Here is a 25,217-nt window from a genome sequence, read left to right as displayed (position 1 = left end):
GCGCACAGCGAGAATGGTGGGCACGTCGCTGCGCTCCTTTGCCCACCCTACGGAGCTACGCAGTCCCCGCAATCTCCACCACGATCCTGCCGGTCGTCACCTGCTCACCCTCGGCCACGTCGATGGACGAAACCGTGCCCGCGACACCCGCCGTGTGCACGTGCTCCATCTTCATCGCCTCCAGCGTCATCACGGGCTGACCGGACGCCACCCGCTCACCGGGCTTGACCAGCACGGCCACCACGCGGCCATTCATCGCCGCGCGCACCTTGCCGTCGCCGCCGGCGGCAGACGCGGATTCCGGTGCTGCAAGCGTCAGGTCGCGAACGGCAATCGTGGTACCGCGATGCAGGATATACAGGCGGTCGCCATCGCGCAGGAAACGCGCAGACTCCATCATGCCGTCGGTGCGGAAGCGGATTGTATCGCGGTCGAGTTCGTCAATATCGAAACGCTGTTCGCCGCCGAGGCTCGCGACATAGCTTCCATCGCGTTCACGTACGATATCCACCTCCAGCACGCCCCGGCCAAGATCGATCCGCATCGTCAGAGGAAACGTCGCCGCCAGACTGCGCCCGCTGCGCCAGGGCGGCGCATGCGGATTGGTGACGTATAGCAGCAACGCCGCCAGTGCCGCGCCCGCATCGTCCGCACACGGCGCCAGCAACTCTTCGCGATGATTGCCGATGAAAGCTGTGGTCGCTTCACCCTTGGCGAAGCCAGGATGGCGCAGGCAGGAGATCAGAAATCCCTGATTGGTGGTGACGCCGAACGCGGCCGTCTGCTCCAGCCCGCAGATCAGCCGGCCCCGCGCCTCGTTGCGATCGGCGCCGTGGCTGATGATCTTGGCGATCATTGAATCATAGAACGGCGGGATTACGGAGCCGGATTGTAGCGCGTGCTCGACGCGGACGCCATCCGGCATCTGCCACAGCGCCATTTTGCCGGACTGCGGCACGAAATCATGGCCCGCATCCTCGGAACACAGCCGCACCTCGATGGCGTGACCGGTGAATTTGACATCCTCCTGCTTGAGCCCCAGCGGCTCGCCCGCGGCGATACGCAACTGCAGCTCGACCAGATCAAGCCCGGTGATCGCCTCGGTGACGGGATGCTCGACCTGCAGCCGCGTGTTCATTTCCATGAAATAGAACTCGCCGCTCTGGTCGAGCAGGAATTCGAGCGTGCCTGCGCCCTCATAACTAAGCGACTTGACCGCAGCGACCGCGACCGCGCCCATCCGAGCCCGCAGTTCCGGCGTCACCTTCGGCGACGGCGCTTCCTCGATAACCTTCTGGTGCCGGCGCTGCACCGAACAATCGCGCTCGCCGAGATGGATGGCGTTGCCGTAGCGGTCGCCGAACACCTGGATTTCGATATGGCGTGGATCGACGATGGCGCGCTCCAGGATCATGGCGGGGTCGCCGAAAGCGCCCTGCGCCTCCGACCTTGCGCTGCGCAGCGCATCCGGAAATGCCTCGGCGTCCGCGACCAGCCGCATGCCGCGCCCGCCGCCGCCGGCGACCGCCTTGATCATGACGGGGAAGCCGATCTTGTTGGCTTCCGCCAGCATCCCGGCATCGCTCTGGTCCGCGCCTTGATAGCCGGGTACACAGGGCACACCGGCCTTTTGCATGATGTCCTTGGCGCCCGCCTTGTTGCCCATTGCCCGGATCGCCTCCGGCGAAGGGCCGATGAAAACCAACCCGGCCTCGCGGCAGGCCTGTGCGAAATCTTCGTTCTCGGCGAGGAAGCCATAGCCCGGGTGCACCGCGCCGGCGCCACTGGCCTTGGCGGCGGTAATGATTGCGTCGATCTTCAGATAGGATTGCGCCGGCAGCGCCTCGCCGATCCGGACCGCCTGATCCGCCTCACGCACATGCAGGGCGTCGCGGTCGGCATCCGAATAGACGGCGACCACGCCATAGCCAAGCTGGCGCGCGGTGCGCATGATCCGCAGCGCGATCTCGCCGCGGTTGGCGACGAGAATCTTGAAGAACGGCGTCCGCTTCATCGCTATCCCGCTCATGGCCGCGCGACCGAGAATTGCATGCGCTGGGGCGTGCGGGCCTCGGCCTCGCGGCAGATCGCCAGCACCTCAGAGAGCACGCCGCGGGTATCGCGCGGATCGATCACGCCGTCGTCGAGCACCCGCGCGCTGGTCGAGAACACGTCCATCTGGCCGTCGAACACGCCCGTGATCTGCGCCTTCATGGCGTCCAGCTTCTCCTTCTCGATCGGCTTGCCGCGCCTGATGGCTGCAGCCTCGGTCACGATCGCCATGGTTTCGGCCGCCTGCTCGCCGCCCATCACGGCGGTCTTGGCGTTGGGCCACGAGAAGCAGAAGCGCGGGTGGAAGCCGCGGCCGCACATGCCGTAATTGCCGGCGCCGAACGAGGCCCCGCAATAGATCGTGATCTGCGGCACGGTCGCCGAGGTCACCGCCTGGATCATCTTGGAGCCGTGCTTGATCATGCCGGCTTCCTCATAGGCCTTGCCGACCATGTAGCCCGTGGTGTTGTTCATATACAGAATCGGTGTGCGCGACTGGCAGCAGGCTTGAATAAAGTGCGTCGCCTTGTTGGCGCCGGGCACATCAAGCGGGCCGTTGTTGGTGATGATCCCGATCGCCTGCCCTTCGATGCGGGCATGGCCGCACACGGTCGCCGGGCCGTAATTGGCGCCGAACTCGGTGAAATCGGAATCGTCGATGAAGCGGGCAATCGCCTGGCGCATGTCGACGGGACGCTTGTGGTCCATCGGCATGATGCCGAGCAATTCCTCCGCATCGTAGCGCGGCGGTTTGAATGCTCCTTGCGCCGGCTGCGGCCGGTCCCATTCCAGATTGGCCATGATGTCGCGCGCGATACGCAGCGCATCGCGGTCATCCTCGGCCAGATAATCGCCGAGACCGGAAATAGAGGTGTGCATCTCGGCGCCGCCGAGCTCTTCCTCCGTTGCGATCTCGCCCGTCGCGGCCTTCAACAGCGGCGGACCGGCGAGGAAGGCGCGGGTGCGGCCCCGCACCATCACGATGTAATCGGATAATCCCGTTTGATAAGCGCCGCCCGCGGTCGACGATCCGTGCGTCACGGTGACGACGGGCAACCCCGCCGCCGACAGCCGCGCCAGATTGCGAAAGATGTTACCGCCGCGGATAAAGTCCTCGACGCGGTAGCGCAACAGGTTGGCACCGGCGCTTTCGACCAGCTGCACATAGGGCAGCTTGTTCTCCAGCGCCAGTTCCTGCACCCGCAACGTCTTGTCGAGGCCGAACGGCTGCAGCGCGCCGGCGTCGATGCCGGAATCATTGGCACTGACCATGCAGCGGATGCCGGAGACGAAACCGATGCCCGCGATCACGCCGCCGCCGGGCACGCTTTTGTCCGCATCTGGCACGTCGAACATGTAGCCGGCGAGTGTCGACAGTTCGATGAAGGGAGAACCGGGGTCAAGCACCAGCGCCACGCGCTCGCGCGGCAGCAACTGCCCGCGCTTGTGGAAGCGGTCCCTGGCGGCTGCCGATGCGGTCCGTGTGCGATCTTCGAGGGCGCGCATGCGTGTGATCAGCGTCAGCATGCCGTCGCGGTTGGCTTTATAGGCGGCGCTGGAGGGGGAGATGGTGGATTCGATTACAGCCATGGACTCTCCTGCGCATCATTGCGAGGAGCGAAGCGACGAAGCAATCCATACTTTCCTTGCCGCGAGATGGATTGCTTCGCTCCGCTCGCAATGACGGTAGACACGATCGTCAATGCTTCGTCCCAAATATCTGCCGCGCTTCCACCGGGCTCGCGATCTCGCGACCGGCGCGCCGCGCGCAGGCGGCGATCGCTTCGATCAATTGCCCGTTCGAGGTCACCTTGGTGCCGTCGCCGAGATAGAACGTATCCTCAAGCCCGGTGCGCAGATGCCCGCCGAGATCGGCACAGCGCTGGTGCAGCGGCCAGATTTCGGCGCGGCCGATCGCGGTCACCTGCCAATGCGCTTCCGGCAGTTTCAGCTTCAACAGGATCGGCAGCAGGTCCGGATCCGCCGGCATGCCGGAGGCGACGCCCATCACGAAGTTATATTCGAGCGGGCCGGAATACATGCCGGTCTGCCGGTACATGCCGACGCAGCGCACGATGCCGACGTCAAAGCATTCGAACTCGGGAATCGTACCCGCTTCCTTCATGACGTCGAGATAGTCCTGCACCTTCTCGACGGCGTTATCGAACATCATTGGCGGCCAGGCCCAGGTGTTGTCGGACTTCACCTTCAGATAATTCAGCGAACCTGCGTTGCAGGCCGCGATCTCAGGCCTCGTCTCGCGCACGCAATCGAGCGCGCCCTGATATTTCGGACCCGAGGTGCCGGTGGTGTGGTTGATGATGACGCCGGGACAAGCCTCGCGGATCGCCTGCTGAACTTCCTTGCTGACGCTGACGTCCCAGGACGGCAGATGGCCCTTGTTCGGCTCCTGCTGGCGCAGATGGACATGCATGATGCTGGCGCCGGCGTTGAACGCGGCCTTGGCCTCGCGCGCCATCTGCTCCGGCGTGACAGGCACATTGTGCTGCTTCGGATCGGTCAGCACGCCGTTCAGCGCGCAGGTAATGACGGCCTTGTCGCCCATGGATCAGCCTTCGATTGCGAGACGCGAGGAGTAGCGAAAATATCCAGCGCGATCATGCGTCCCGCATCAGCCGGCTTCTTGCGTCCACCCGCTATTGCCGGCGGCGGCATGGCGGTGGCTGTAGATCGCCAGATCGCGCGAACCTGAAAAGATCGCGCGCGGCTTCAAGCCATAGAAGCGGCGGATCGAGTGGCTGAAATGCGTGGAGTCGGGATAGCCGATATCCTGCGCGAGATGCGCGAGGTTGATGTCCTGGTTGGCGAAATGCAGCAGATGCCGCGCCCGTTTCCAGGCGCGGAACGAGCGGAAGGAAATTCCGGTCTCTTCCTTGAACAGGTGCAGGAAGCGCGAAGGCGACAGGCCGGCCTCCGCGGCGCAACTCGCCGCCGTCACCGGCTCGCCGGAGAATTTTCCGATCTGCAGAATCGCGCGCGCCACGCGCGGATCGAGCATGCGCTGCGGCAGGGCCTCGCCAAGACACAGGAGATCGAATTCGGCGCTGGAGAACTCGTCGCCTGCGTGATGTTCGCGCAGTTCGCGATAGGCAGCGCGGATGCGGCTGGTGAAAGCTTCGCCTTCAGGGCCGGCGAGGCGCCCGGCGAGATCTTCCAGCGCACCGGGGCGAACGCTCTCCGGCTCGATTACGACGCTGAGCACCGAACGATAATCGCTGGCGATGGTGTGCCTGATGTTCGGCAACAGGGCGACCATTTCGCCATGGGTTTCACGACCATCGGCGGTGGTGAGCCAGAGACCGCCCTCAAGCGCGACATAGATGTTGAACCCGCCCGAGCAGCGTTGCCGGGGCCGGCCGAGCAGGCCGGCGTAGAACACGCGCTCCGGAGTGATCAGCATCAGGTGGCCCGATTTGCGGCCGACATCGTCCATGGTTCGTCCTCCTCGCGCGGCTCTCTGGCCGCTGCGATGGGGTCAACCATAGCGGAAATTCGGTGTCTGTCACCGACTGGAAAAGGTTAATTCGAAGGCCCGGATCGGCCCCTCTTCAGGCCCGGATCCGTGGCGCCACATTCTGCTCGACGCCGGCCTTGCGTTCCGCCGCAACGGCGCGCTTGTACCCGTCACGTTCCTGCAACCGGGCCCAATAGGCGGCAACATTGGGGCCAAAATCCTTCGCGAGACCGATATTGCCGGCCAGCCGCAATGCATAGCCGTTGACGATATCGGCGGCGGTAAAACGGCCGGCACAGAGGAATTCCGCGTTCGCAGTGGCTGCCTCGACAGCGCGCAGCCGGCCGAGGAACCATTTGGCATAATCGCCGGCCACCTGCGGGTTGCGGCGTTCCTCCGGCTCGAGCTGGCTGTATCTCAGCACCAGCGTTTGCGGAAAGGTCAGCGTGGCGTCGCTGAAATACATCCAGTTCAGGAACGCGCCATAAGCCGGATCGTCCTGCCCTACCACCAGCGGCGTCGGTCCGTATTTGGTCCCGAGGTAATGACAGATTCCGGACGACTCCGTCATCCTGGTCTCGCCGTCGACCATGAACGGAATGGTGCCGAGCGGATTGATCGCGAGATATTCCTTGGCGAACACCCGCGGCGGGAACGGCAGCATTTTCAGCTCATACGGCAGCCCCATCTCTTCCAGCATCCAGAGCGGACGAAACGAGCGCGCGCCGTCGCAGTGATAGAGCGTGATCATCTGGCGTTCCCTTCGTAGCTTCCGATCGCTTCTTATTGGTTTTTCGGCAGTGTGCCCATCATCTTGCACAACACCGTCAGCATCACCTCATCAGCGCCGCCGCCGATCGAGGTCAGGCGGCTGTCGCGATAGGCCCGACTCACCGGCGTCTCGTTCATAAAGCCCATACCGCCCCAGAACTGCAGGCAGGCATCGGTGAGCTCGCGGCCCAGACGCCCTGCCTTCAGCTTGGCCATGGTGGCGAGCCGCGTCACGTCCTCGCCCGCGACCAGCGCCTCGGCGGCGCGGTAGATCAGCGCGCGCAAGAGTTCGACCTCGGTCTGCATCTCCGCCAGCTTGAAATGGACGGTCTGGTTGTCGAGGATCGACTTTCCGAACGCTTTTCGGTTGCGGGTATATTCGATGGTCTCTGATATGATGAACTCATGCGCCTTGAGGCAGGCGGCCGCGCCCCACAGCCGCTCTTCCTGGAACTGCACCATCTGGTAGGTAAAACCCTTGCCCTCCTCGCCGATCCGGTTGCGCTTGGGCACCCGCACATTGTCGAAGAAGATCTGCGCGGTGTCGGAAGAGCGCATCCCCATCTTGTCGAGCTTGCGCGCGACCTGCACGCCCTTGCTCTTCATCGGCACGCAGATCAGCGACTTGTTGCGATGGACCTGGTCGTCGCTGGTATTGGCGAGCAGGCAGATCCAGTCGGCCTGCACGCCATTGGTGATCCACATCTTGCCGCCGTTGATGACGTAGTCGTCGCCATCGGAGCGCGCACTTGTCTTGATCGAGGCGACATCGGAGCCGGCGCCCGGCTCGGAGACGCCGATGCAGGCCACCGCGTCGCCGGCAATCGCGGGCGCCAGAAACTCGCGGCGCACCTCGTCCGAGCCGAACCGCGCCAGCGCCGGCGTTGCCATGTCGGTCTGCACCCCGATCGCCATCGGCACGCCGCCGCAGGTGATGGCGCCGAGCTCTTCGGCCATCATCAGCGCGTAGGAGTAATCGAGCCCTTGGCCGCCGAATTCGACCGGCTTGTTGAGGCCGAGAAAGCCGAGATCGCCGAGCTTCTTGAACAGCTCATGCGCGGGGAAGATGCCGTTGTTCTCCCATTCGTCGACGAAAGGATTGATCTCGGCGGCGATGAACTTTTGCAAGGCCCGACGGGGTTCGTCGTGGTCGGCGGTGAAGAGCATCGTTTCATTCATCCTTCTTCATTCCGGGGCAGCCCAACGGGCTGAGCCCGGAATCCATTGCGCCACAACACTTGCAGCTCGATGGATTCCGGGCTCGTCGCTTCGCGCCGCCCCGGAATGACGCAAATTGACAGATCCGAACTCACAACCCCATCTGCCTCGACGCGAGATCCTTCATGATCTCCTCGGTACCGCCGCCGATGGCGTTGACCTTGACCTCGCGGTAGATGCGCTCGACCTTGACGCCGCGCATGAAGCCGGCGCCGCCAAAGATCTGCACGGCCTCGGAGGCGCAGAACGCCATGGTCTGGGTCGCCTGGTTCTTCATCATGCAGATTTCGGCGACCGGGCTCTCGCCCTGACCGAGCCGCCAAGCCAGCATTTCCAGCATCGCCTGCGACGCCGCGACCTTCTGCGCCATGTCGACCAGCTTGTGGCGGATCACCTGGTGCTGCGCGATCGGCTTGCCAAACGTCTTGCGCTCCCTGGCGTAGGCGATGGCCTCCTCGACGCAGACGCGGGCATAGGCCGTGCAGCTCGCCGCCATGCCCATGCGCTCGCTGTTGAAATTGTGCATGATGATCTTGAAGCCTTGGCCCTCCTCACCGATCAGGTTTTCGGTCGGCACACGGCACTCGTCGAAATGCAGCGTGGCGGTGTCCGACGCCCACCAGCCCATCTTTTTCAGTTTCGTGCGCGACAGGCCCGGCGTGTCGCCCTCGATCAGCAGCATGCTCACGCCACCCGGCCCCTCGCCGCCGGTGCGCACCGCGACCGTCAGATAATCCGCCCGCATGCCCGAGGTGATAAAAGTCTTTTCGCCGCTGACGACGTAATGGTCGCCATCACGCCGCGCCTTGGTGCGGAGGTTGGCCACATCCGAGCCGCCGCTCGGCTCGGTAATCGCGAGCGCGGAAATCTTCTCACCCGCCAGCACCTGCGGCAGCACCCGCGCCTTGACCTCAGGGCGTGCGGCCCGCGCGATCGGCGGCGAACCGATGGTATGGCTCATCAGGCTCGCACTGATCCCGCCCGCGCCGGCGCGCGCCAGCTCCTGCGACGCCACGATCTTCATGAACTGGTCGGCGGCGACGCCGCCATATTCTTCCGGGAAGCCGAGCCCGAGCAGCCCGATCTCGGACGCTTTCCGATAAAGCTCGCGCGGAAACTCGCCGGCCTCGTCCCATTCGTGGGCGTAAGGCTCGATCTCGCGCGCCACGAAGCGGCGCATCACGTCGCGGAAGGCTTCGTGTTCGCTGGTGTAGAACGGGCTTTGCACCTTTGTGCGCTCCAGCATGGTTTCCTCCCCTAGGAGTCACGATGCCCCGATTTGGCCTGCGCAAACTTGCGTTGAGCGGCTGCGGCCGATCTGGCCACGGGCCAGCTACACAACGCAAGACAATATGCCGATATGCCGGCTTCACTCGATAAAAATGAGATAAAATCGGCCGATATCGCGGCGCAAGACCGCTCTACCCCTGGAGGAAGCATGTCGTCGGTTCGCCATTACGACTGGATCGCGCATTTCGGCCGGCGCACGCCGGACAAGATCGCAGCCCACGACCTCGCCAGCGACCGCCGGCTTTCCTACGCGCAGTTCGACGCGCGCATCTCACGCCTTGCCACCCACCTGCGCGATGCGCTCGGTGTCACGCGCGGCGACCGCGTCGCCGTGCTGGCGCTGAACACGACCGATACGCTGGAGGTGCAGTTCGCCTGCGGCCGGTTAGGGGCGGTGTTCCTGCCGCTGAATACGCGGCTTACGGTTCCTGAATTGCAGTTCATCGTCGGCGATTCCTCGCCGAAAGTGATGATCCACGATACCGATCTCGCCGAAGTCGGGCTGACGGTCGCAAAGCTCTGCAATGTCTCGTCGGCGCTGCTGCTCGGCGCAGGCGGCTCCTATGAGGCGGCAATTGCAAGCTCAAAGCCGCTCGACCGCTTTGAGGAAGTCACGCATGACGACATCTCGACCATCATGTACACCTCGGGCACGACAGGCCAGCCCAAGGGCGCGATCATCACCCATGGCATGACGTTCTGGAATTGCGTCAATCTCGGCGGCCCCGCCTATGTCTCGCCGTCGACGGTGCTGCTCACCGTGCTGCCGCTGTTTCATACCGGCGGGCTCAATTGCTACACCAACCCGGTGCTGCATGCCGGCGGCACTGTCCTGATCATGCGGGCGTTCGATCCCGGCCTGGCGCTGCAACTGATCAGCGACCCATCCTACGGCATTACCCAATTCTTCGGCGTGCCCGCGATCTACCAGTTCATGGCGCAGCATCCTTCGTTCGCGACGTCCGATTTCAGCCGCCTGGTGATCGGCGGCGTCGGCGGCGCGCCGATGCCGGTACCGCTCCTGAAAGTGTGGGAAGAGCGCGGCGTCGCCCTGCAGCAGGGCTACGGTATGACCGAGACGTCTCCGGCGGTGCTGGCGCTCGACCGCGAGGACGCCGCGCGCAAGGCAGGCTCTTCCGGCAAACCGGTGCTGCATACGGAAGTGCGGATCGTTCGTCCGGACGGAACCGACGCCGATGTCGGCGAGCTCGGCGAACTCTGGGTCAAAGGGCCCAACGTCACCCCCGGCTACTGGAACAGGCCGGAGGCCAACCAGTCGTCATTCACCGATGGCTGGCTGCACACCGGCGATGCCACGCGCATCGACGAGGAGGGCTTCTACTACATCGTGGACCGCTGGAAGGACATGTACATTTCCGGCGGCGAGAACGTCTATCCGGCCGAAGTCGAGAGCGTGCTGCATCAGCTCACGGCAATAGCCGAAGCCGCCATCATCGGCGTTCCCAACGAGCAATGGGGCGAGGTCGGCATGGCGATCATCGCCGTGAAGCCCGGCCACACGCTGACGCCTGCGGAAGTTCACGCCCATTGCGCGGCCAATCTGGCGCGGTTCAAATGTCCGCGGCTGATCGAATTCGTCGATGCCCTGCCGCGCAACGCGACGGGCAAGATTCACAAGCCGACGCTACGAAAGACTTTCAGCGCGCCGAAAGCCACCGACAAGCTCGCCTCGTAACGGCCTGTCTGCGGGGCCAACAGAAAGAAAAAGCCCGCTGGCTCATCGCCAGCGGGCTTGATTGTTCAGAAGCCGATCAGAGGATCCCAGTACATCCGTGGTGATCCTCCATCGATCGCCTTAACCGACGCGGAGGTTTTCCGCGCTGGTCTTGCCGCGCATGCTGTCGACCTTCGCTTCATATGAAAGCTTTTGGCCTTCATTGAGCGAGCTCAGACCCGCACGTTCGACGGCGCTGATGTGAACGAAAACGTCGGTGCCGCCATCATCGGGCTGGATAAAGCCAAAACCCTTGGTCGCGTTGAACCACTTAACTGTTCCGGTAGCCATGTAACTATCTCCAAGATGCGCGAAAGCGCTTTTGCCCGCACGACCTCCGCGCAGGCTTCATCCGATTTCAACGATGTCTTGGGGAGTGGGGCCGGTTTCGGCGCGGTCAACAAGGCAGAGCGATAATTCGAATATTCCTCATATAGTCTATTTCGCCGGGAATGCAAGGCTGGAGCCTTGTCCGTTCCGATTGTATCGGAACGAGGCTCCAGATTCTTGATTTGACGCGTTTTCTTGACGCGAACCGGCCTCCACTTCGCTGGAAAACGCTCTGGAGAGCGCTATCCCGGCAAGAACATCGCGAACGGCTCTTCCGTCGTTCGCCGCAAATGCTGGCGGTACGCCACGTAATTGGGGTCATCTGACGAAACCCTGCCAAAAGTCGGGTTGGCGACCATCTTGATCGGCAGATAGGCGATCGGGGCTGCGATCGGCGTCAACCGCGAGCCGCGGCCTGCCAGCAGGGTCGTGATGATGCCGTGCATCTCGCCTGATATGGCCAGACGTGCCACCGTGATCAGGCGATGCTGACCGTGCCTGTTGGTGACGAGATAGATATGGCCCGATTGATTGGGCACCGCCACTTCACCGTATTGGGTGTATGCCGCATCCTGTCTCTCGCTCTCGTGGAACACGAGCGATGATGCGGCTGTATCCCAGGAGATCTCGGTGCGGTAGGCGAATATCGCTTCCTTGTCGCCGAACGAGGGACGCACCGTGACATAGGTTCCTTCGATCCACGCCACCGCACGGCGCGAATAGGCTCCTAATCCATCTGGCGCAACCTCGCCGTTGACAGCAGCCGCGGGAGCCGGCCCCTCCGGCGTCTTGCGCAGGGAGACGCCGAGCGCCTGCTCGAGGCGGACGGTGGTAGCGAGGGTAAACGGGCGGCGGCCGCCGAGCACCTTCTCCAGCGTCGAAAGGCTGAGTTTTGCAAGCTCCGCCAGCGATTGCCGTGAAATGCGGCGACGGGCGATTTCCTCACGAATAGTGTCCGCGATCTGCCGGCTCTGCTCGGCGGAAAGCTGCTTGTCCGGCGCTGGCATCGTTACCCCTAGTTTCGCAGGGCCAGTCTAGCAGACGCACAATCCATCACAAACCCGCACAAAGCCGCCGCGGGGGTGGCGGAGCCCGGTGGCGGGCGACCGAACAAGGCCGATCATTCCGCTCGCGTCAAATCACGGCTTTCCGCACCCTCACACCACGGCGAAATCGCCGTTTTGGAGTGAGCGACATGACGACATGCGACGAAATCGAGGCTGACAAACGCAGCGAACAGCCCGGCCTGGTCAGGCTGGTGCTGTTCTTTGTGATGCAGGGCGTTGCCGTAATCCTGGTCGGGTTTGCGGCATTATTTTTGAGCTTTGAGCCGGTGTGGTCGGCCGAACGTCTGTCGGCTGCCTTTCTCAAACCCGGCGACGCGCGTTCCGGCTCGTTGCTCCTGAAGAACGAAGAAGGCTATGCCGACGCGACACGGCTCGGCATCGATGTCGATCTTACCGTATCGGGTCCGACGGTCCGCGCCCGCGTCACCCAGATTTTCCGCAACCCGACGCAAGACTGGGTCGAGGCCGTCTACGTCTATCCGCTGCCAGCGGGCGGCGCGGTCGATACGCTGAAGATGGTGATCGGCGACCGCGTCGTGGTCGGCGACATCAAGGAGCGGCAGCAGGCCAAGATCATCTACGAACAGGCGAAGCAGAAAGGACAGAAGGCGGCGCTGACCGAACAGGAGCGGCCGAACATCTTCACCAACTCGGTCGCCAATATCGGCCCCGGCGAAACCGTGCTGGTGCAGATCGAATATCAGGAGCCGGTGCAACAATCCGGCAACGAGTTCTCGCTGCGGGTGCCGATGGTGGTCGCTCCGCGCTACAATCCCGTGCCGGTCGTGCAGAGCGTCGACTTCCGACCCGACGGCGGCGGCTGGGGTTCGGCCAAATCCGATCCCGTGCCGGATCACGACCGCATCTCGCCCGAAGTGCTCGACCCCGCGACCAACGCGCCGCTCAATCCAACCCGCATCACCGTGCGGCTGCAGGCCGGCTTCCCGCTCGGCGAAGTCAAAAGCCACCATCATGCAATCAAGACCGAGAAGCCCGATGCCAGCACGAGCATCATTCGCCTTGCCGAAGGGCCGGTGCCGGCCGACCGCGATTTCGAACTGACCTGGAAGCCGGCCGCGGAGAAAGCGCCCTCGGTAGGATTATTCCGCGAGCACGTCGGCGACAGCGATTACCTGCTCGCCTTCTTCACGCCGCCGTCAGTCGAACAGGCTCAGCAAAAGCCATTGCCGCGCGAAGTCATTTTCGTGATCGACAATTCCGGCTCAATGGGTGGCGTCTCGATCATCCAGGCCAAGGCGAGCTTGATCTATGCCCTCGGCCGCCTGCAGCCGAACGACCGTTTCAACGTGATCCGCTTTGATCACACCATGGATGTCCTGTTCCCGGCGGCCGTGCCGGCCGACAGGGAGCATATCGGCCGGGCCACCTCCTTTGTCGACGCGCTGCAGGCCAATGGCGGCACCGAAATGGTGCCGGCGATGCGCGCCGCGCTATCCGACAACGCCGGCGATACTAACTATGTCCGCCAGGTCGTCTTCCTGACCGACGGCGCGATCGGCAACGAGCAGCAATTGTTCGAAACCATCAACGCGCTGCGCGGCCGCTCGCGCATCTTCATGGTCGGCATCGGCTCGGCGCCGAACACCTACCTGATGACGCGCGCCGCCGAACTCGGCCGCGGCACCTTCACCCATATCGGATCGGTGGAACAGGTCGAAGAACGCATGCGCGGCCTGTTCGCCAAGCTGGAGAATCCCGCGGTGACCAATCTCACCGCAAAATTCTCCGACGCCACGGCCGATATCACGCCCGTCGCAATCCCCGATGTCTATCGCGACGAGCCGCTGGTTCTCGCGGCAAAGCTCGACAAGCTCGCGGGCTCGGTCGAGATCAAGGGCCGCATCGGCGACCGCCCCTGGATCGTCACCCTTCCGCTGGCGAATGCGGCCGAAGGCAAGGGCCTGTCCAAACTCTGGGCGCGGCGCAAGATCGCGGATGCGGAGGTTGCGCGCACCACGCGGCAGGCAAGCCCCGAAGACGCCGACAAGACCATTCTGGCGCTGGCGCTCGAGCATCAGCTCGTCACGCGGCTGACCAGCCTGGTTGCGGTGGACAGGACTCCGAGCCGCCCGGAAGGCGAACCACTCAAGGTCTCGGAACTGCCGATCAACCTGCCGGCCGGTTGGGACTTTGAAAAGGTGTTCGGCGAGCGCCCACGGATTCCTGCAACGCCGACGGAACGGCGCGCGGATACCGAGCAGGCGCGGGTTCAGGTCGCGGCGCTGAAACGGGTACAGCCTGTCGTCACCCAGGCGCCCAACACGGTCACGCTGCCGAAGACGGCGACCGACGCCGAACTGAAGATGATTGCGGGCGTGATCCTGCTCACGCTCAGCCTGATCCTGTTCGTGTTTAATCGACGTCAGATGTCACCGCGTTGACATCGGCTGAAAAGAGGAGGCTCCCCCACCTCCTCTTTCCAGAGCGCGCGCGGCTTCCACCCGTCCCCCCAAGGGCCGCGCGCGCCGCTTTCTCAATGACGGGAGAGCCAACATAATGCTCCGCTTCATCCTCCCGCTTCTGCTCGCCGTCATCGGCCTCATCCTGTTCGGCCAGGGCGCCTACATCCATGCCAAAGCGCTGGTTGCACAGGTCCTGCTGGAACGGGCCTTCGAAAAAACCGTCGCCACCGGGCGCGAGACAAAGCCGTGGTCATGGGCGGATACATGGCCGATCGCGCGCATCGAGGTGAAGCGGATCCATGCCAGCACCATCGTGCTCGCGGGCAGCAGCGGCCAGGCGCTAGCCTTCGGCCCGGGGCACGTCGAACGGACGCCCGATGCTGGTGAGCGTGGCGTCGCCGTCTATTCGGCGCACCGCGATACCCATTTCGCCTTCCTGAAGAACGTCGTCATTGGTGACGAGATCAACGTGATGCGAAGCGACGGCAAACAATTCCACTACCGGGTGGACGCCACCTCGGTCGTGCGCTTCGATGGTTCCGGCATCGAACCGCTCGCGGATGGACATCAACTGGTGCTGTCGACCTGCTGGCCGTTCGACGCGCTGACGCAGGGGCCCGAGCGCTATCTTGTGCATGCCACGATGCTCGGGGAAGCGGCGGGTTCACGCTGAATTCTCCGCGAGCCGGGATATCGTGCGTCGCGCGAATGGCGCTGCGCGCGCAACGCGTGTTGCCTCCCCCGCCAAGTCTCAATAGAAAGGCCTCAATCATAAGAAAACCATGGCGCGGCGTTCGTCCTCGATCGCCACGGCCAAAAGAAACAACAGAGTTAAGGGATATCCATGGACGCTCAGGCAAGCACCGCATCGCATCAAGCCGAAAAATGGTCGCCCTCGCCTGACGCCAGCGACATCGTAAAAAGCATCCATGCGATGCTGCACCCGCGCAATATCGTGCTGGTCGGTGCCACCGACAAGCCCGGCAACTATGCCGAGCGCATCTGGAACAATCTGATCAAGTACGGTTACGAAGGCGGGCTGTTCCCGGTCAACGCCAAGCGCGAGACGATCTGGGGCGTGCCCTGCTACAAGGATTTTGCGAGCCTCCCGGAAAAGCCCGATCACGTGCTGGTGCTGGTGCCGGCGCGCTTCGCCGTGCAGGTGATCCGCGATGCCGCAGCGGCCGGCGCGCGCTCCGCCACCATCGTCACCTCGGGCTTCAGCGAGTTGCAGGACGAGGAAAGCCAGCGGCTGGCACTCGAATTGAAGGAGGCGGTGCGCGAAACCGGCCTTGCCGTCACCGGCCCGAACTGCCTCGGCAATTTGAGCGCGGGCGAAAAGCTGTTCACCAATATCGACGACCGTATCGTCACCATGGAAGCAGGCCCGGTGGCGATTGCCGGGCAATCCGGCGCGATCGTGATGGCGATCCGCCAGACGCTGGAAGATCGCGGCGTCGGTGTCGGCTACATGGTCACGACCGGCAACGAGACCGGCCTCGAGACGCCGGACCTGATGGCCTATTTCGCCGCCGATCCCTCAATCCGCGCCATCGTGGTCTATCTCGAAGGCGTCAGGAACACAAAAGTGTTTCGGGAGGCCTGCAAGGCCGCGCGCGCCGCCGGTAAGCCTGTCATCGCGCTGAAACTCGGCGCCTCCGAGGGCGGCCGCGCCGCCGCGATGGCGCACACCGGCGCGCTCGCCGGCTCGATCGAAACATTTGACGCGATCTCGACGCGCGAGGGCGTGATCCGCGTCCGCGGGCTCGACGAATTGATCGAGACCACCGAATGTTTCGTGCATGCCGAGCCGCCGAAGGGCAATCGCCTCGCTGCGGTTTCCCTGTCCGGCGGCAAGCGCGGGCTCCTGATCGACGCGTTCTATTCGGCCGGCCTGAATTTTGCGCCGCTCAGCCCGAATGCGACCGCGCAACTGGCAAAGATGCTCGGTCCCGGCAGCATCGTCGGCAATCCGCTCGATGCCGGTTTTGCCGCGGTCGTGGACCCCTCGGTCTACATGAACTCGATCAAGATCATGATCGACGATCCCGACACCGACATCGTCATCATTGACGCCGAACTGCCGAAGGCGCCGCATGAATTGCGCGAACGTAACTTACGGATCGTCAACGAGATGGCCGGCGCCGCCAGCAAGCCCGTGGTCTACATCAGCGCCATGTCGATCGGATTCACCGAATTCACCAAGGCCTTGCGCAAGTCGCTGCCGAACATCGCGGTCATGCAGGGCCTCGACCGTGCGGTCGGCGCGATCAAGTCGCTGATTGAATATTCTTCCCTGCGCAAGGAAGTGCCGGACATCGTCTCGAGTTCGAAGGCATCCGCGCGGGCGGTACTGGAGAAAGCGCTCAAGGCCGCCAACGGCGCCGCGGCGCTGGACGAGGTCGCCTCGAAGAAGCTGCTCAAGGCGTACGGCATTCCCGTTTCAAAGGAAGAGATAGCGCAGACCGCTGCGGAAGCGGTGAAGATCGCCAAGAAGATCGGCTTCCCCGTCGTGGCCAAGGTGGTCAGCGCCGACATCCTCCACAAATCCGACATCGGCGGCGTGGTGCTGAACCTCAACAGTGCGGCCGAGGTGAAGAAAGCCTTCAACGACATCACCGCGCGGGTCAAGAAGATCAAGAGCAAGCCGAAGCTCGAAGGCATTCTGATCGCGCAGCAGGTCAAGGCCGATCTCGAACTCGTGGTCGGCGCCTCGCTCGACGCCGAGATGGGGCCGGTGGTGCTGTTCGGCACCGGCGGCGTCGATATCGAACTGATGAAGGACGTAGCCCTCGCCGGCGCCCCGCTGGACGAGGCCGAGGCGAAGCAGCTGATCGCCAAGACCAAGGCCGGCGTGAAGATGAAGGGCTATCGCGGCAAGCCGGCCCTGCACGAGCCTTCCGCCGTGAAAGCGCTGGTCGGCCTCTCCAATCTGATGGCCGACGCCGGCAGCCGCATCGCGTCGATCGATGTGAATCCATTTTTGATCAACAGCAAGCTCGGCGTCGCCGCCGACGGCCTGATCGTGCTCAACAACGCCGCCGCGAACAAGGCAGCGAAGCATTAGGGGTTGGTTCGGTGGCCATTGTCGTCCCTGCGAACGCAGGGACCCATAGCCACCGATGCCAGTTGTTACGAAGACTATTAACACCATCGTCTTACCGATGGGCCGCGGCGTATGGGTCCCTGCGTTCGCAGGGACGACGGAAGTAATTACAGCCCCATTCCCCACTTCTGCGCGGTCTGCACGATCCAGTCTCGGTACAGCGTCAGCGGCGTAACACCGGTCATGCCGCCGCAACCCGCCGAGCCGTTCGGCCCGGTCGACCAACTCACCACGCCGACGATCACCGGCCCACCTTGCTTGTCCTCGAAAACAGGCGCGCCGGAATCTCCCGTGCAGGCGCCGAGTCCCTCACGCGTGCCCTGCCCGACCGGATCGACAAGCCGGATCTGCAGCGTGCCGGGTTTGCCGGTCGCGACCAGACCGGCGACGCGGATGGTGCCGCCGCTCTTGCCGTCGCCGCGCACGGTTACGCCGATGCCCGCGACGGAAAAACGGCTGCCGACGTTGATCGGGATATCAGGCGATCCGAGCGCGGCCGGCGTCTTTCCCTTGGGCGGCGCGGCCAACTGCAGCAACGCGACATCCGCCGTCGCACGATGTCCCGACATCGCCTGCATGTTGAAGCCGGGATGAATGGTGACGCTCTTGACGTCCAGCAGCGACGGCTGCCGGTCGGCGCCATATTCAACGATCTTGTACTCCGCGCCTGATGGCACGCAGTGCGCCGCCGTCAGCACCAACTTCGGCGCGATCAACGCGCCGGTGCAAAAATTGCCGCGCGAGCCGACGATGGTAACGACCGAGCGGGCCACGCCTTCCGTCGACGGCGCACCGCCGCCGACGATGGCGTGCGCGGGAACGGATAGCAGCAGGGCAAGGCCGGCAATAAGGCTGGCACTCAAGCGAGGCAGGATGTTCATCGGCGCAGCAATAACCCGCGCTGCGCATGTCGCCAAGCGCCCGATCGCTCTGGTTCCAGCAGGCAATTCGTGTTAGCCGCTCGCCAACACATTTGTTTCAGGCAGGGCATGATGATCGAGGCAGTGATCTGGGATTTCGGCGGCGTGCTGACCACCTCGCCGTTCGAGGCTTTTGCGCGGTTCGAGACCGAGCGCGGGCTGCCCGCCGACATCATCCGGCGCACCAACGCCGCCAATCACCTGGAAAACGCCTGGGCCAGGTTCGAGCGGGCCGAGGTCGACATCGAAGCCTTCGACGAGTTGTTCGCGGCTGAATCGCTGGCGCTGGGCGCGGCAGTTCGCGGCAAGGACGTGCTGCCGCTGCTGTCGGGCGATCTGCGGCCCGAGATGGTCGAGGCGCTCAAGCGCGTGAAGGCGCAATTCAAGACCGGCTGCATCACCAACAACCTTCCCGCCAACGCCATCGGCAGCCATAGCGGCCGCAAGCTCTATGTCGCCGAAGTGATGGCGCTGTTCGACCATGTCATCGAGTCGGCGAAAATCGGCCTCCGGAAGCCCGACCCGCGCATCTACCGGATGATGGTTGAAACCCTGGAAGTGAATCCCAAGAACTGCGTCTATCTCGACGACCTCGGCGTCAACCTGAAGCCGGCGCGCGACATGGGGATGACCACGATCAAGGTGGTCAACGCGGCGCAGGCGATCACGGAACTGCAAGCCGCAACCGGGCTGGCATTGCGCTAGGCGGAAAATACCGGAATTTGCGCGCTCGTTATGACCAAACGGCGCTTGTTCTTTGCCGGGAACGCAGGCAGAACATTTCGGAAATCTATCGAATTCGGAGTTGAAACCCGTGGCTGAAAACCGGCCGTCGGCCTCGATCGAGGCAGTGGAAAGCGGTCTTGCGGCGCAAGGCTATATTGCAAGCCGCCAGATCGCGACCGCAGTCTATCTGGCGCAGCAGATCGAAAAACCCATCCTGGTCGAAGGCCCCGCCGGCGTCGGCAAGACCGAGCTCGCAAAGGCGATCGCCGCATGGCGCGGCATGAAGATGATCCGTCTGCAATGCTATGAGGGGCTCGACGAGGCCAAGGCGCTCTACGAGTGGAAGTACGCCAAGCAGCTTCTGTACACGCAGATCCTCAAGGACAAGCTCGGCGAAGTCCTCGGCGGCGCTCCGACGCTGGAAGCGGCGCTCAATCAGCTTCACGATTTCGGCGACGTGTTCTTTTCCAAGGAATTCGTCGAGCCCCGGCCGCTGCTGCAGGCGCTGGAGCAGCCTGCCGGCTGCGTATTGCTGATCGACGAAATCGACAAATCGGATGCCGAGTTCGAATCGCTGCTGCTGGAAATTCTCAGCGATTTCCAGGTGACGATTCCGGAACTCGGCACCATCGTCGCCGTCGCGCCACCGACCGTGATCCTGACCTCGAACAGCGAACGCGATCTCGGCGACGCGCTGAAGCGGCGCTGCCTGCATCTTCATATCGGCTTTCCCGAACAGAGACTGGAAGAGCGGATCGTCGAGAGCCGGGTGCCCGGCATTTCGCAAACGCTGCGCAAGCAGATGGTCAGCTTCATCCACGAGGTCCGCACGCTGGACCTGAAGAAGCTGCCGTCGGTCAGCGAAACCATCGACTGGGCGCGCGTGCTGGTGCTGCTGCAGGCGCCCGAGCTTGGTCACGAGGTGGTCAAGGACACGCTGAACGTTCTCCTGAAATACGAGGCGGACATCGAGGCCACCATGCCTCAGGTCTCCACCTTCATCGCCAAGGCCTCGCGTCAGAACGTCTTCGGATAGACAAGGGATGAGAGAGAACCTGCATCGCTTCTTTCGTGCGGCGCGGGGCGCAGGCGTGAGGCTCTCGCCGGCCGAAAGCATCGACGCAATGCGGGCCGTCTCCAAGGTCGGCTTTGCCGACCGCACCATCCTGCGCGACACTTTTCTGCTGACGCTTGCCAAGACGCAGGATGAGAAGAAGGCGCTCGGCGATTGTTTCGATCTGTTCTTCGATCAGCCCGAGCCGCAGCCGCTGCCCGAGGACGGCAAGGCCGACGAGCAGGATCCGTCCGGATCCAATTCAGCCTCTGATTCACCCGGCGACGCCAGCGGCGGCGACGAGCAGGCCGAGGGGCTCGGCCAGCTCGCCCAGATGCTGCTGGCGCAGGACCGCAACCAGATTTCGGCCGCCATCGCCAACGCCGCGAGCGCGGCCTCGCTGTCCGACATCCGCTATTTCACGCAGCGCGGCATCTTTTCCGGCCGTATCCTCGATCAGATGGGCATCCAGCGCCTGCGTGACGATCTCGACAATCTCGCCGCGACCAACCCGGCGCTGGCGGAACGGCTGACCAAAGCGCTGGACGGGCTGCGCGGCACAGTGCGCGAGACCGTCTCGCAGGCGCTGATGCTGTACGGGCGCGAGGAATCGGAAAACCTGCGCAACGAAATCTTGCGCAATGCGCCGCTGTCGCGGATCGAGCCGCGGCAGGTCGAGCAGATGCGGCACCTGATCCGCCAGATCGCGCGCCGCCTGCGCGAGCGCTACTCCAAGCCGCGCAAGCGACAGCGCCGCGGCCATCTCGACGTTCGCCGCACCATCCGCCGCAATGCCGCCTGGGGCGGCGTGCCGTTCCTCACCGCCTGGAAACGCCGGCACCGCGACAGGCCGAAGATCGTGGCACTCTGCGACGTCTCGGGTTCGGTGGCGCGGGTGTCGGATTTCTTCCTGCTGCTGATCCACAGCCTGCACGAGGTCGTGGACGACGTCCGCTCGTTTGCGTTCTCCGGGCATCTGATCGAAGTCAGCGACATCCTGGAATCCAAATCGCCGGAAGAGGCGATGGCCGAGATCATGTCCAAGGCAGGCTTCGGCTCGTCCGATTACGGCAATTCCTTTTCCGATTTCGAGCACGGCTGGATGAGCGCGATCACGCCGCAGACCACCGTGATCGTGCTCGGCGACGCCCGCAGCAACAACCTCGATCCGCGCGCAGATATTCTCCGCCGCATCGCCGAGCGGTCGAAGCGGGTGGTCTGGCTCAATCCGGAGGGCCGCATGGCCTGGGGCTGGGGCGATTCCGAAATGCCGCGCTATTCCACCTTCTGCACCGTCGTCCGCCAATGCGCGACCGCCAAGCAGCTCGAACGCGCGGTGTCGGATATCGTGGCGAGCTATCAGTAATGTCCACTCCCGCCGCCCTTCACCGCGATGCTGTCCCCGATGCGCTGTCCGTGTTGAATTCCGTGTTCGGCCTGCCGGCCTTTCGCGGCGCGCAGGAGGAAATCGTCCGGCACGTGACGGAGGGCGGCAACTGCCTGGTGCTGATGCCGACCGGCGGCGGCAAGTCGCTGTGCTATCAACTGCCGTCCTTGTTGCGTGAAGGCTGCGGCATCGTGGTGTCGCCGCTGATCGCGCTGATGCGCGACCAGGTCGCGGGGCTGCTGGAGGCCGGCGTCAACGCGGCGGTGTTGAACTCGACGCTGTCGTTCGACGAAGCCTCGGAAGTCGAACGGCGGCTGCTCGTCGGCGACCTCGACCTGCTCTACGTCGCGCCCGAGCGGCTTCTGACGCCGCGCTGCCTGTCCTTGCTTGGACAAGCCAATATCGCGCTGTTTGCGATCGACGAGGCGCATTGCGTGTCGCAATGGGGGCACGATTTCCGCCCCGAATATATCGGCCTGTCTGTCCTCGCCGAACGCTTTCCCAACGTGCCGCGCATCGCGCTGACGGCGACCGCCGACGAGATGACACGCAAGGAGATCGTCACCCGGCTCGGGCTTGCCGGTGCGCCGAGCTTCGTCGCGAGTTTCGACCGCCCGAACATCCGCTACGAAATCGTCGAGAAGCAGAACGCCCCGGCCCAGCTCAAGGCCTTCATCAGCGAACGCCACGCCGGAGACGCCGGCATCGTCTACTGCCTGTCGCGCGCCAAGGTCGAGGATACAGCTCAAGCGTTGACCAGCGCCGGCATCCCGGCCCTGCCCTATCACGCCGGGCTTGATGCAAGCTTGCGCGCCCGCAACCAGGATCGTTTCATCAACGAGGACGGCGTCGTCATCGTCGCCACCATCGCGTTCGGCATGGGGATCGACAAGCCGGACGTACGCTTCGTGGCGCATCTCGACCTGCCGAAAAGCATCGAGGCCTATTACCAGGAGACCGGACGCGCCGGGCGCGACGGCAAACCCTCCAGCGCCTGGATGGCCTATGGCCTCTCCGACATCGTGCAGCAGCGCCGCATGATCGACGAATCCACCGGCTCCGACGCCTTCAAGCGCGTCTCGATCGGCAAGCTCGATGCGCTGGTCGCGCTGGCGGAAACCGCGGGCTGCCGGCGCAGCCGCCTGCTCGGTTATTTCGGCGAGGAAGTCACCGGCGGCAATTGCGGCAATTGCGACAACTGCCTGTCGCCGCCGCAGCTTCGCGACGGCAAGGTCGCCGCGCAAAAACTGCTGTCCTGCGCCTACCGCACCGGGCAGCGTTTTGGTGCCATGCACCTGATCGATGTGCTGGTCGGCCGCATGACCGAGCGCGTCACGCAATTCGGCCACGACAAGCTGTCCGTATTCCGCATTGGCAATGACCTGAACGAGAAGCAATGGCGCGCCGTGATCCGCCAATTGGTCGCCATGGGTCATCTGCGGGCCGACAGCGAAGCCTTTGGCGCGCTGAAATTGACCGAGAGCGCACGCGGCGTCCTGAAAGGCGAGACCGAGGTGATGCTGCGCGAGGCGGCGCCCGGCACGCGCATTCGCGCCAGCCGCGCCAAATCAAGGCGCGGCGATCTGGCGCCGCGCGCTGAGACCAAGCCTGCCGATGCGCCCCTGCAGGCGGCGCTGCGGGCCTGGCGCGCCGATATCGCGCGCCAGCGAAGCGTTCCGGCCTATGTCGTGTTGCATGATTCCACGATCGACGGCATCGCCGCCGCACGTCCCTCGACGCTCAACGAGCTCCGCAACATCCCGGGGATCGGCGACAAGAAGCTCGAGCATTACGGCGACGAACTGCTCGCGCTGGTGCGGGCGGCGGACGTCTAGAGCTTCGGTTCTGATTGAATCAGAATCGAAGCTCTAGATTCTTGTTTTGTCGCGTTTTCTTCACGCGAACCGGTATCCACTTCGCTCGAAAACGCTATGGTAGCCGTCATCCGTTGCGGAACGTGTAGGCGTATCCGTTGATGGCGGGCGCACCGCCGAGGTGGGCGTAGAGCACCTTCGATCCCTTCGGGAAATAGCCCTTGTTCACGAGATCGATCATGCCCTGCATCGATTTTCCCTCGTAGACGGGATCGGTGATCATGCCTTCGAGGCGCGCGCAGAGCCGGATCGCCTCCTTGGTCTCCTCTGAGGGAACGCCGTAAGCCGGGTAGGCATAGTCTTCGATCAGAACGACATCGTCCTCGACGATCTCCCCGCCCAATTCAACGAGATCAGCGGTGTTGCGGGCGATGTCGAGCACCTGGGCCTTGGTTTGGGCCGGGGTGAAGGAAGCGTCGATGCCGATCACCTTGCGCGCGCGGCCGTCCTTGGCAAATCCAACCAACATGCCGGCATGGGTCGAGCCGGTGACCGTGCAAACCACGACGTAATCGAAGGCGAAGCCGAGCTCCTTCTCCTGCGCCCTGACCTCTTCGGCAAAGCCGACATAGCCGAGCCCACCATATTTGTGCACGGAGGCGCCGGCCGGGATCGCATAGGGCTTGCCGCCCTTGGCTTTCACATCGGCAATCGCATCTTCCCAGCTTTGGCGAATGCCGATATCGAAACCTTCATCGACCAACTGGACGTCGGCGCCCATGACGCGGCTGAGCAGGATATTGCCGACGCGGTCGTAGACCGCGTCTTCATGCGGTACCCAGCTTTCCTGCACCAGGCGGCACTTCATGCCGATCTTGGCCGCAACGGCTGCGACCATACGGGTGTGGTTGGATTGCACGCCGCCGATTGAGACCAGTGTGTCTGCATTGGAAGCGATCGCATCGGGGATGATGTATTCGAGCTTGCGCAGCTTGTTGCCACCGAAGGCAAGCCCCGAATTGCAGTCCTCCCGCTTGGCGTAGAGCTCGACCTGGCCGCCGAGATGCTGCGACAGCCGCTCCAGCTTCTCGATATGGGTGGGCCCGAAGGTGAGCGGATAGCGTTCGAATTTCTCCAGCATCGTCGTCCTCGTTGATGATCCTGATCTCCGAGAACGGCCGTATCATTGATGGCTTGAAAAGTGCTCTCTAAATTACCAGAACCCCTTCATAAACATTGCATGTTTACGGACTTAAACTAGTATTTCGTCCACTATTAGATAGAATTTCGAGAGATTCTTTCATGGCCGGCAGGCTCGACCGTACCGACCTTAAGATATTGCGTTTGCTGCAGAATAGCGGCCGGCTGACCAATGCCGAGCTGGCTGAAACGGCCGGCGTCAGCGCCGCAACCTGTCACCGGCGCACCCAGCGGCTGTTCGACGAGGGATTCATCTCCCAGATCAGGGCGATGGTGGCGCCGCGCAAGGTCGGCAAGGGGGCGCTGGTCATGGTCGGCGTCGTGCTCGACCGCTCCACGCCGGAAAGCTTTGCCGCCTTTGAGCGGGCCATCGCGCAGCTGAAATTCGTGCTGGATTGCCACCTGGTGGCCGGCGATTTTGACTATTTCCTCAAGATCCGCGTCGGCGACATGGAGGATTTCAACCGCATCCATGGCGAACAATTGATCGCGCTGCCGGGCGTCCGCCAGACCCGCACTTTCTTCGTCATGAAGGAGGTGGTCGACAACGCGCCGCTCGATTTCTGATTGCCGTTTGGCGCTGCAAACAGGGCTATCTTACCTTGGTGCTCTTCCGGAACCCTGCGAGACTCTGGTCACACAGCGCGCC

The 25,217-nt window shown here is 63.5% G+C and carries 20 protein-coding genes; 9 read left to right on the top strand and 11 right to left on the bottom strand.

The window, feature by feature from the left end:
* Positions 1 to 55 precede the first annotated feature (55 nt).
* The 7 genes from JQ624_RS17245 to JQ624_RS17215 form a co-directional block, all read right to left on the bottom strand.
* Positions 56 to 2,029, bottom strand: a complete 1,974-nt coding sequence (locus JQ624_RS17245; RefSeq protein WP_212420092.1) for an acetyl-CoA carboxylase biotin carboxylase subunit — start codon at positions 2,027 to 2,029, stop codon at positions 56 to 58.
* Positions 2,026 to 3,642 (bottom strand): acyl-CoA carboxylase subunit beta, encoded by a 1,617-nt coding sequence (locus JQ624_RS17240; RefSeq protein WP_212420091.1) that lies wholly within the window; start codon positions 3,640 to 3,642, stop codon positions 2,026 to 2,028. Before JQ624_RS17240 ends, JQ624_RS17245 begins: the two co-directional genes overlap by 4 nt.
* Positions 3,643 to 3,751: 109 nt before the next feature.
* Positions 3,752 to 4,618, bottom strand: a complete 867-nt coding sequence (locus JQ624_RS17235; RefSeq protein ID WP_212420090.1) for a 3-keto-5-aminohexanoate cleavage protein — start codon at positions 4,616 to 4,618, stop codon at positions 3,752 to 3,754.
* A gap of 66 nt (positions 4,619 to 4,684) precedes the next feature.
* Positions 4,685 to 5,506, bottom strand: coding sequence for a helix-turn-helix domain-containing protein (locus tag JQ624_RS17230; RefSeq protein ID WP_212420089.1), 822 nt, complete (start codon positions 5,504 to 5,506; stop codon positions 4,685 to 4,687).
* Between the two features lie 115 nt (positions 5,507 to 5,621).
* Positions 5,622 to 6,278 (bottom strand): glutathione S-transferase family protein, encoded by a 657-nt coding sequence (locus JQ624_RS17225; protein WP_212420088.1) that lies wholly within the window; start codon positions 6,276 to 6,278, stop codon positions 5,622 to 5,624.
* Between the two features lie 32 nt (positions 6,279 to 6,310).
* Positions 6,311 to 7,465, bottom strand: a complete 1,155-nt coding sequence (locus tag JQ624_RS17220; protein WP_212420192.1) for an acyl-CoA dehydrogenase family protein — start codon at positions 7,463 to 7,465, stop codon at positions 6,311 to 6,313.
* Between the two features lie 142 nt (positions 7,466 to 7,607).
* On the bottom strand, positions 7,608 to 8,762 hold the full coding sequence (locus JQ624_RS17215; RefSeq protein WP_249129873.1) for an acyl-CoA dehydrogenase family protein: 1,155 nt from the start codon (positions 8,760 to 8,762) through the stop codon (positions 7,608 to 7,610).
* A 192-nt stretch (positions 8,763 to 8,954) separates the two neighbouring features.
* On the opposite strand from JQ624_RS17215, the gene JQ624_RS17210 reads away from it, so the two are divergent.
* Complete coding sequence (locus JQ624_RS17210; protein WP_212420087.1) at positions 8,955 to 10,502, top strand: long-chain fatty acid--CoA ligase; 1,548 nt, start codon at positions 8,955 to 8,957, stop codon at positions 10,500 to 10,502.
* A 120-nt stretch (positions 10,503 to 10,622) separates the two neighbouring features.
* Here the strand turns inward: JQ624_RS17210 and JQ624_RS17205 are convergent, their stop codons facing one another.
* Both JQ624_RS17205 and JQ624_RS17200 read right to left on the bottom strand, forming a co-directional pair.
* Positions 10,623 to 10,832 (bottom strand): cold-shock protein, encoded by a 210-nt coding sequence (locus tag JQ624_RS17205; RefSeq protein WP_138832803.1) that lies wholly within the window; start codon positions 10,830 to 10,832, stop codon positions 10,623 to 10,625.
* Positions 10,833 to 11,113: 281 nt separating this feature from the next.
* The gene (locus JQ624_RS17200) at positions 11,114 to 11,878 is read right to left on the bottom strand and encodes a helix-turn-helix transcriptional regulator (protein WP_212420086.1); all 765 of its coding nucleotides are present in this window, start codon (positions 11,876 to 11,878) and stop codon (positions 11,114 to 11,116) included.
* 188 nt (positions 11,879 to 12,066) lie between these two features.
* Here JQ624_RS17200 and JQ624_RS17195 point away from each other — a divergent pair, with 188 nt between their 5' ends.
* From JQ624_RS17195 to JQ624_RS17185, 3 genes are all read left to right on the top strand, one after another.
* The gene (locus JQ624_RS17195; RefSeq protein ID WP_212420085.1) at positions 12,067 to 14,340 is read left to right on the top strand and encodes a marine proteobacterial sortase target protein; all 2,274 of its coding nucleotides are present in this window, start codon (positions 12,067 to 12,069) and stop codon (positions 14,338 to 14,340) included.
* Positions 14,341 to 14,455: 115 nt separating this feature from the next.
* Positions 14,456 to 15,034, top strand: a complete 579-nt coding sequence (locus JQ624_RS17190) for a class GN sortase (protein WP_212420084.1) — start codon at positions 14,456 to 14,458, stop codon at positions 15,032 to 15,034.
* A gap of 171 nt (positions 15,035 to 15,205) precedes the next feature.
* Positions 15,206 to 17,428 carry an acetate--CoA ligase family protein gene (locus tag JQ624_RS17185; RefSeq protein ID WP_212420083.1) on the top strand — a complete coding sequence of 741 codons (2,223 nt, stop codon included), beginning with the start codon at positions 15,206 to 15,208 and terminating at the stop codon, positions 17,426 to 17,428.
* A 146-nt stretch (positions 17,429 to 17,574) separates the two neighbouring features.
* On the opposite strand, the gene JQ624_RS17180 is transcribed toward JQ624_RS17185, so the two are convergent.
* Entirely contained in the window at positions 17,575 to 18,348 is a 774-nt protein-coding gene (locus JQ624_RS17180) for a trypsin-like serine protease (protein WP_212420082.1), read from the bottom strand.
* Positions 18,349 to 18,456: 108 nt separating this feature from the next.
* On the opposite strand from JQ624_RS17180, the gene JQ624_RS17175 reads away from it, so the two are divergent.
* The 4 genes from JQ624_RS17175 to recQ all read left to right on the top strand — a co-directional run bounded on the left by JQ624_RS17175 (position 18,457) and on the right by recQ (position 23,389).
* Positions 18,457 to 19,092 carry an HAD-IA family hydrolase gene (locus tag JQ624_RS17175; RefSeq protein ID WP_212420081.1) on the top strand — a complete coding sequence of 212 codons (636 nt, stop codon included), beginning with the start codon at positions 18,457 to 18,459 and terminating at the stop codon, positions 19,090 to 19,092.
* Positions 19,093 to 19,201: 109 nt separating this feature from the next.
* Positions 19,202 to 20,149 (top strand): MoxR family ATPase, encoded by a 948-nt coding sequence (locus JQ624_RS17170; RefSeq protein ID WP_212420080.1) that lies wholly within the window; start codon positions 19,202 to 19,204, stop codon positions 20,147 to 20,149.
* 7 nt (positions 20,150 to 20,156) lie between these two features.
* Positions 20,157 to 21,533 (top strand): VWA domain-containing protein, encoded by a 1,377-nt coding sequence (locus JQ624_RS17165; protein WP_212420079.1) that lies wholly within the window; start codon positions 20,157 to 20,159, stop codon positions 21,531 to 21,533.
* Complete coding sequence (gene recQ, locus JQ624_RS17160; RefSeq protein ID WP_212420078.1) at positions 21,533 to 23,389, top strand: DNA helicase RecQ; 1,857 nt, start codon at positions 21,533 to 21,535, stop codon at positions 23,387 to 23,389. Before JQ624_RS17165 ends, recQ begins: the two co-directional genes overlap by 1 nt.
* Positions 23,390 to 23,495: 106 nt before the next feature.
* Here the strand turns inward: recQ and JQ624_RS17155 are convergent, their stop codons facing one another.
* Entirely contained in the window at positions 23,496 to 24,509 is a 1,014-nt protein-coding gene (locus JQ624_RS17155; RefSeq protein WP_212420077.1) for a 1-aminocyclopropane-1-carboxylate deaminase, read from the bottom strand.
* A 161-nt stretch (positions 24,510 to 24,670) separates the two neighbouring features.
* Here JQ624_RS17155 and JQ624_RS17150 point away from each other — a divergent pair, with 161 nt between their 5' ends.
* The gene (locus tag JQ624_RS17150; protein WP_212420076.1) at positions 24,671 to 25,135 is read left to right on the top strand and encodes an Lrp/AsnC family transcriptional regulator; all 465 of its coding nucleotides are present in this window, start codon (positions 24,671 to 24,673) and stop codon (positions 25,133 to 25,135) included.
* Positions 25,136 to 25,217 lie beyond the last annotated feature (82 nt).

Source organism: Bradyrhizobium sp. AUGA SZCCT0283, assembly GCF_018130385.1.
Lineage (GTDB): Bacteria > Pseudomonadota > Alphaproteobacteria > Rhizobiales > Xanthobacteraceae > Bradyrhizobium.
The sequence above is the reverse complement of the archived record's forward strand: the minus strand, read 5'-3'. Positions and strand labels throughout refer to the sequence as shown.

What these genes read in the sequence shown, in the direction of transcription:
- JQ624_RS17245 (WP_212420092.1), bottom strand. Translation starts at nt 2,029, where the DNA reads ATGAGCGGGATAGCGATGAAGCGGACGCCGTTCTTCAAGATTCTCGTC.
- JQ624_RS17240 (WP_212420091.1), bottom strand. Translation starts at nt 3,642, where the DNA reads ATGGCTGTAATCGAATCCACCATCTCCCCCTCCAGCGCCGCCTATAAA.
- JQ624_RS17235 (WP_212420090.1), bottom strand. Translation starts at nt 4,618, where the DNA reads ATGGGCGACAAGGCCGTCATTACCTGCGCGCTGAACGGCGTGCTGACC.
- JQ624_RS17230 (WP_212420089.1), bottom strand. Translation starts at nt 5,506, where the DNA reads ATGGACGATGTCGGCCGCAAATCGGGCCACCTGATGCTGATCACTCCG.
- JQ624_RS17225 (WP_212420088.1), bottom strand. Translation starts at nt 6,278, where the DNA reads ATGATCACGCTCTATCACTGCGACGGCGCGCGCTCGTTTCGTCCGCTC.
- JQ624_RS17220 (WP_212420192.1), bottom strand. Translation starts at nt 7,465, where the DNA reads ATGCTCTTCACCGCCGACCACGACGAACCCCGTCGGGCCTTGCAAAAG.
- JQ624_RS17215 (WP_249129873.1), bottom strand. Translation starts at nt 8,762, where the DNA reads ATGCTGGAGCGCACAAAGGTGCAAAGCCCGTTCTACACCAGCGAACAC.
- JQ624_RS17210 (WP_212420087.1), top strand. Translation starts at nt 8,955, where the DNA reads ATGTCGTCGGTTCGCCATTACGACTGGATCGCGCATTTCGGCCGGCGC.
- JQ624_RS17205 (WP_138832803.1), bottom strand. Translation starts at nt 10,832, where the DNA reads ATGGCTACCGGAACAGTTAAGTGGTTCAACGCGACCAAGGGTTTTGGC.
- JQ624_RS17200 (WP_212420086.1), bottom strand. Translation starts at nt 11,878, where the DNA reads ATGCCAGCGCCGGACAAGCAGCTTTCCGCCGAGCAGAGCCGGCAGATC.
- JQ624_RS17195 (WP_212420085.1), top strand. Translation starts at nt 12,067, where the DNA reads ATGACGACATGCGACGAAATCGAGGCTGACAAACGCAGCGAACAGCCC.
- JQ624_RS17190 (WP_212420084.1), top strand. Translation starts at nt 14,456, where the DNA reads ATGCTCCGCTTCATCCTCCCGCTTCTGCTCGCCGTCATCGGCCTCATC.
- JQ624_RS17185 (WP_212420083.1), top strand. Translation starts at nt 15,206, where the DNA reads ATGGACGCTCAGGCAAGCACCGCATCGCATCAAGCCGAAAAATGGTCG.
- JQ624_RS17180 (WP_212420082.1), bottom strand. Translation starts at nt 18,348, where the DNA reads ATGAACATCCTGCCTCGCTTGAGTGCCAGCCTTATTGCCGGCCTTGCC.
- JQ624_RS17175 (WP_212420081.1), top strand. Translation starts at nt 18,457, where the DNA reads ATGATGATCGAGGCAGTGATCTGGGATTTCGGCGGCGTGCTGACCACC.
- JQ624_RS17165 (WP_212420079.1), top strand. Translation starts at nt 20,157, where the DNA reads ATGAGAGAGAACCTGCATCGCTTCTTTCGTGCGGCGCGGGGCGCAGGC.
- recQ (WP_212420078.1), top strand. Translation starts at nt 21,533, where the DNA reads ATGTCCACTCCCGCCGCCCTTCACCGCGATGCTGTCCCCGATGCGCTG.
- JQ624_RS17155 (WP_212420077.1), bottom strand. Translation starts at nt 24,509, where the DNA reads ATGCTGGAGAAATTCGAACGCTATCCGCTCACCTTCGGGCCCACCCAT.
- JQ624_RS17150 (WP_212420076.1), top strand. Translation starts at nt 24,671, where the DNA reads ATGGCCGGCAGGCTCGACCGTACCGACCTTAAGATATTGCGTTTGCTG.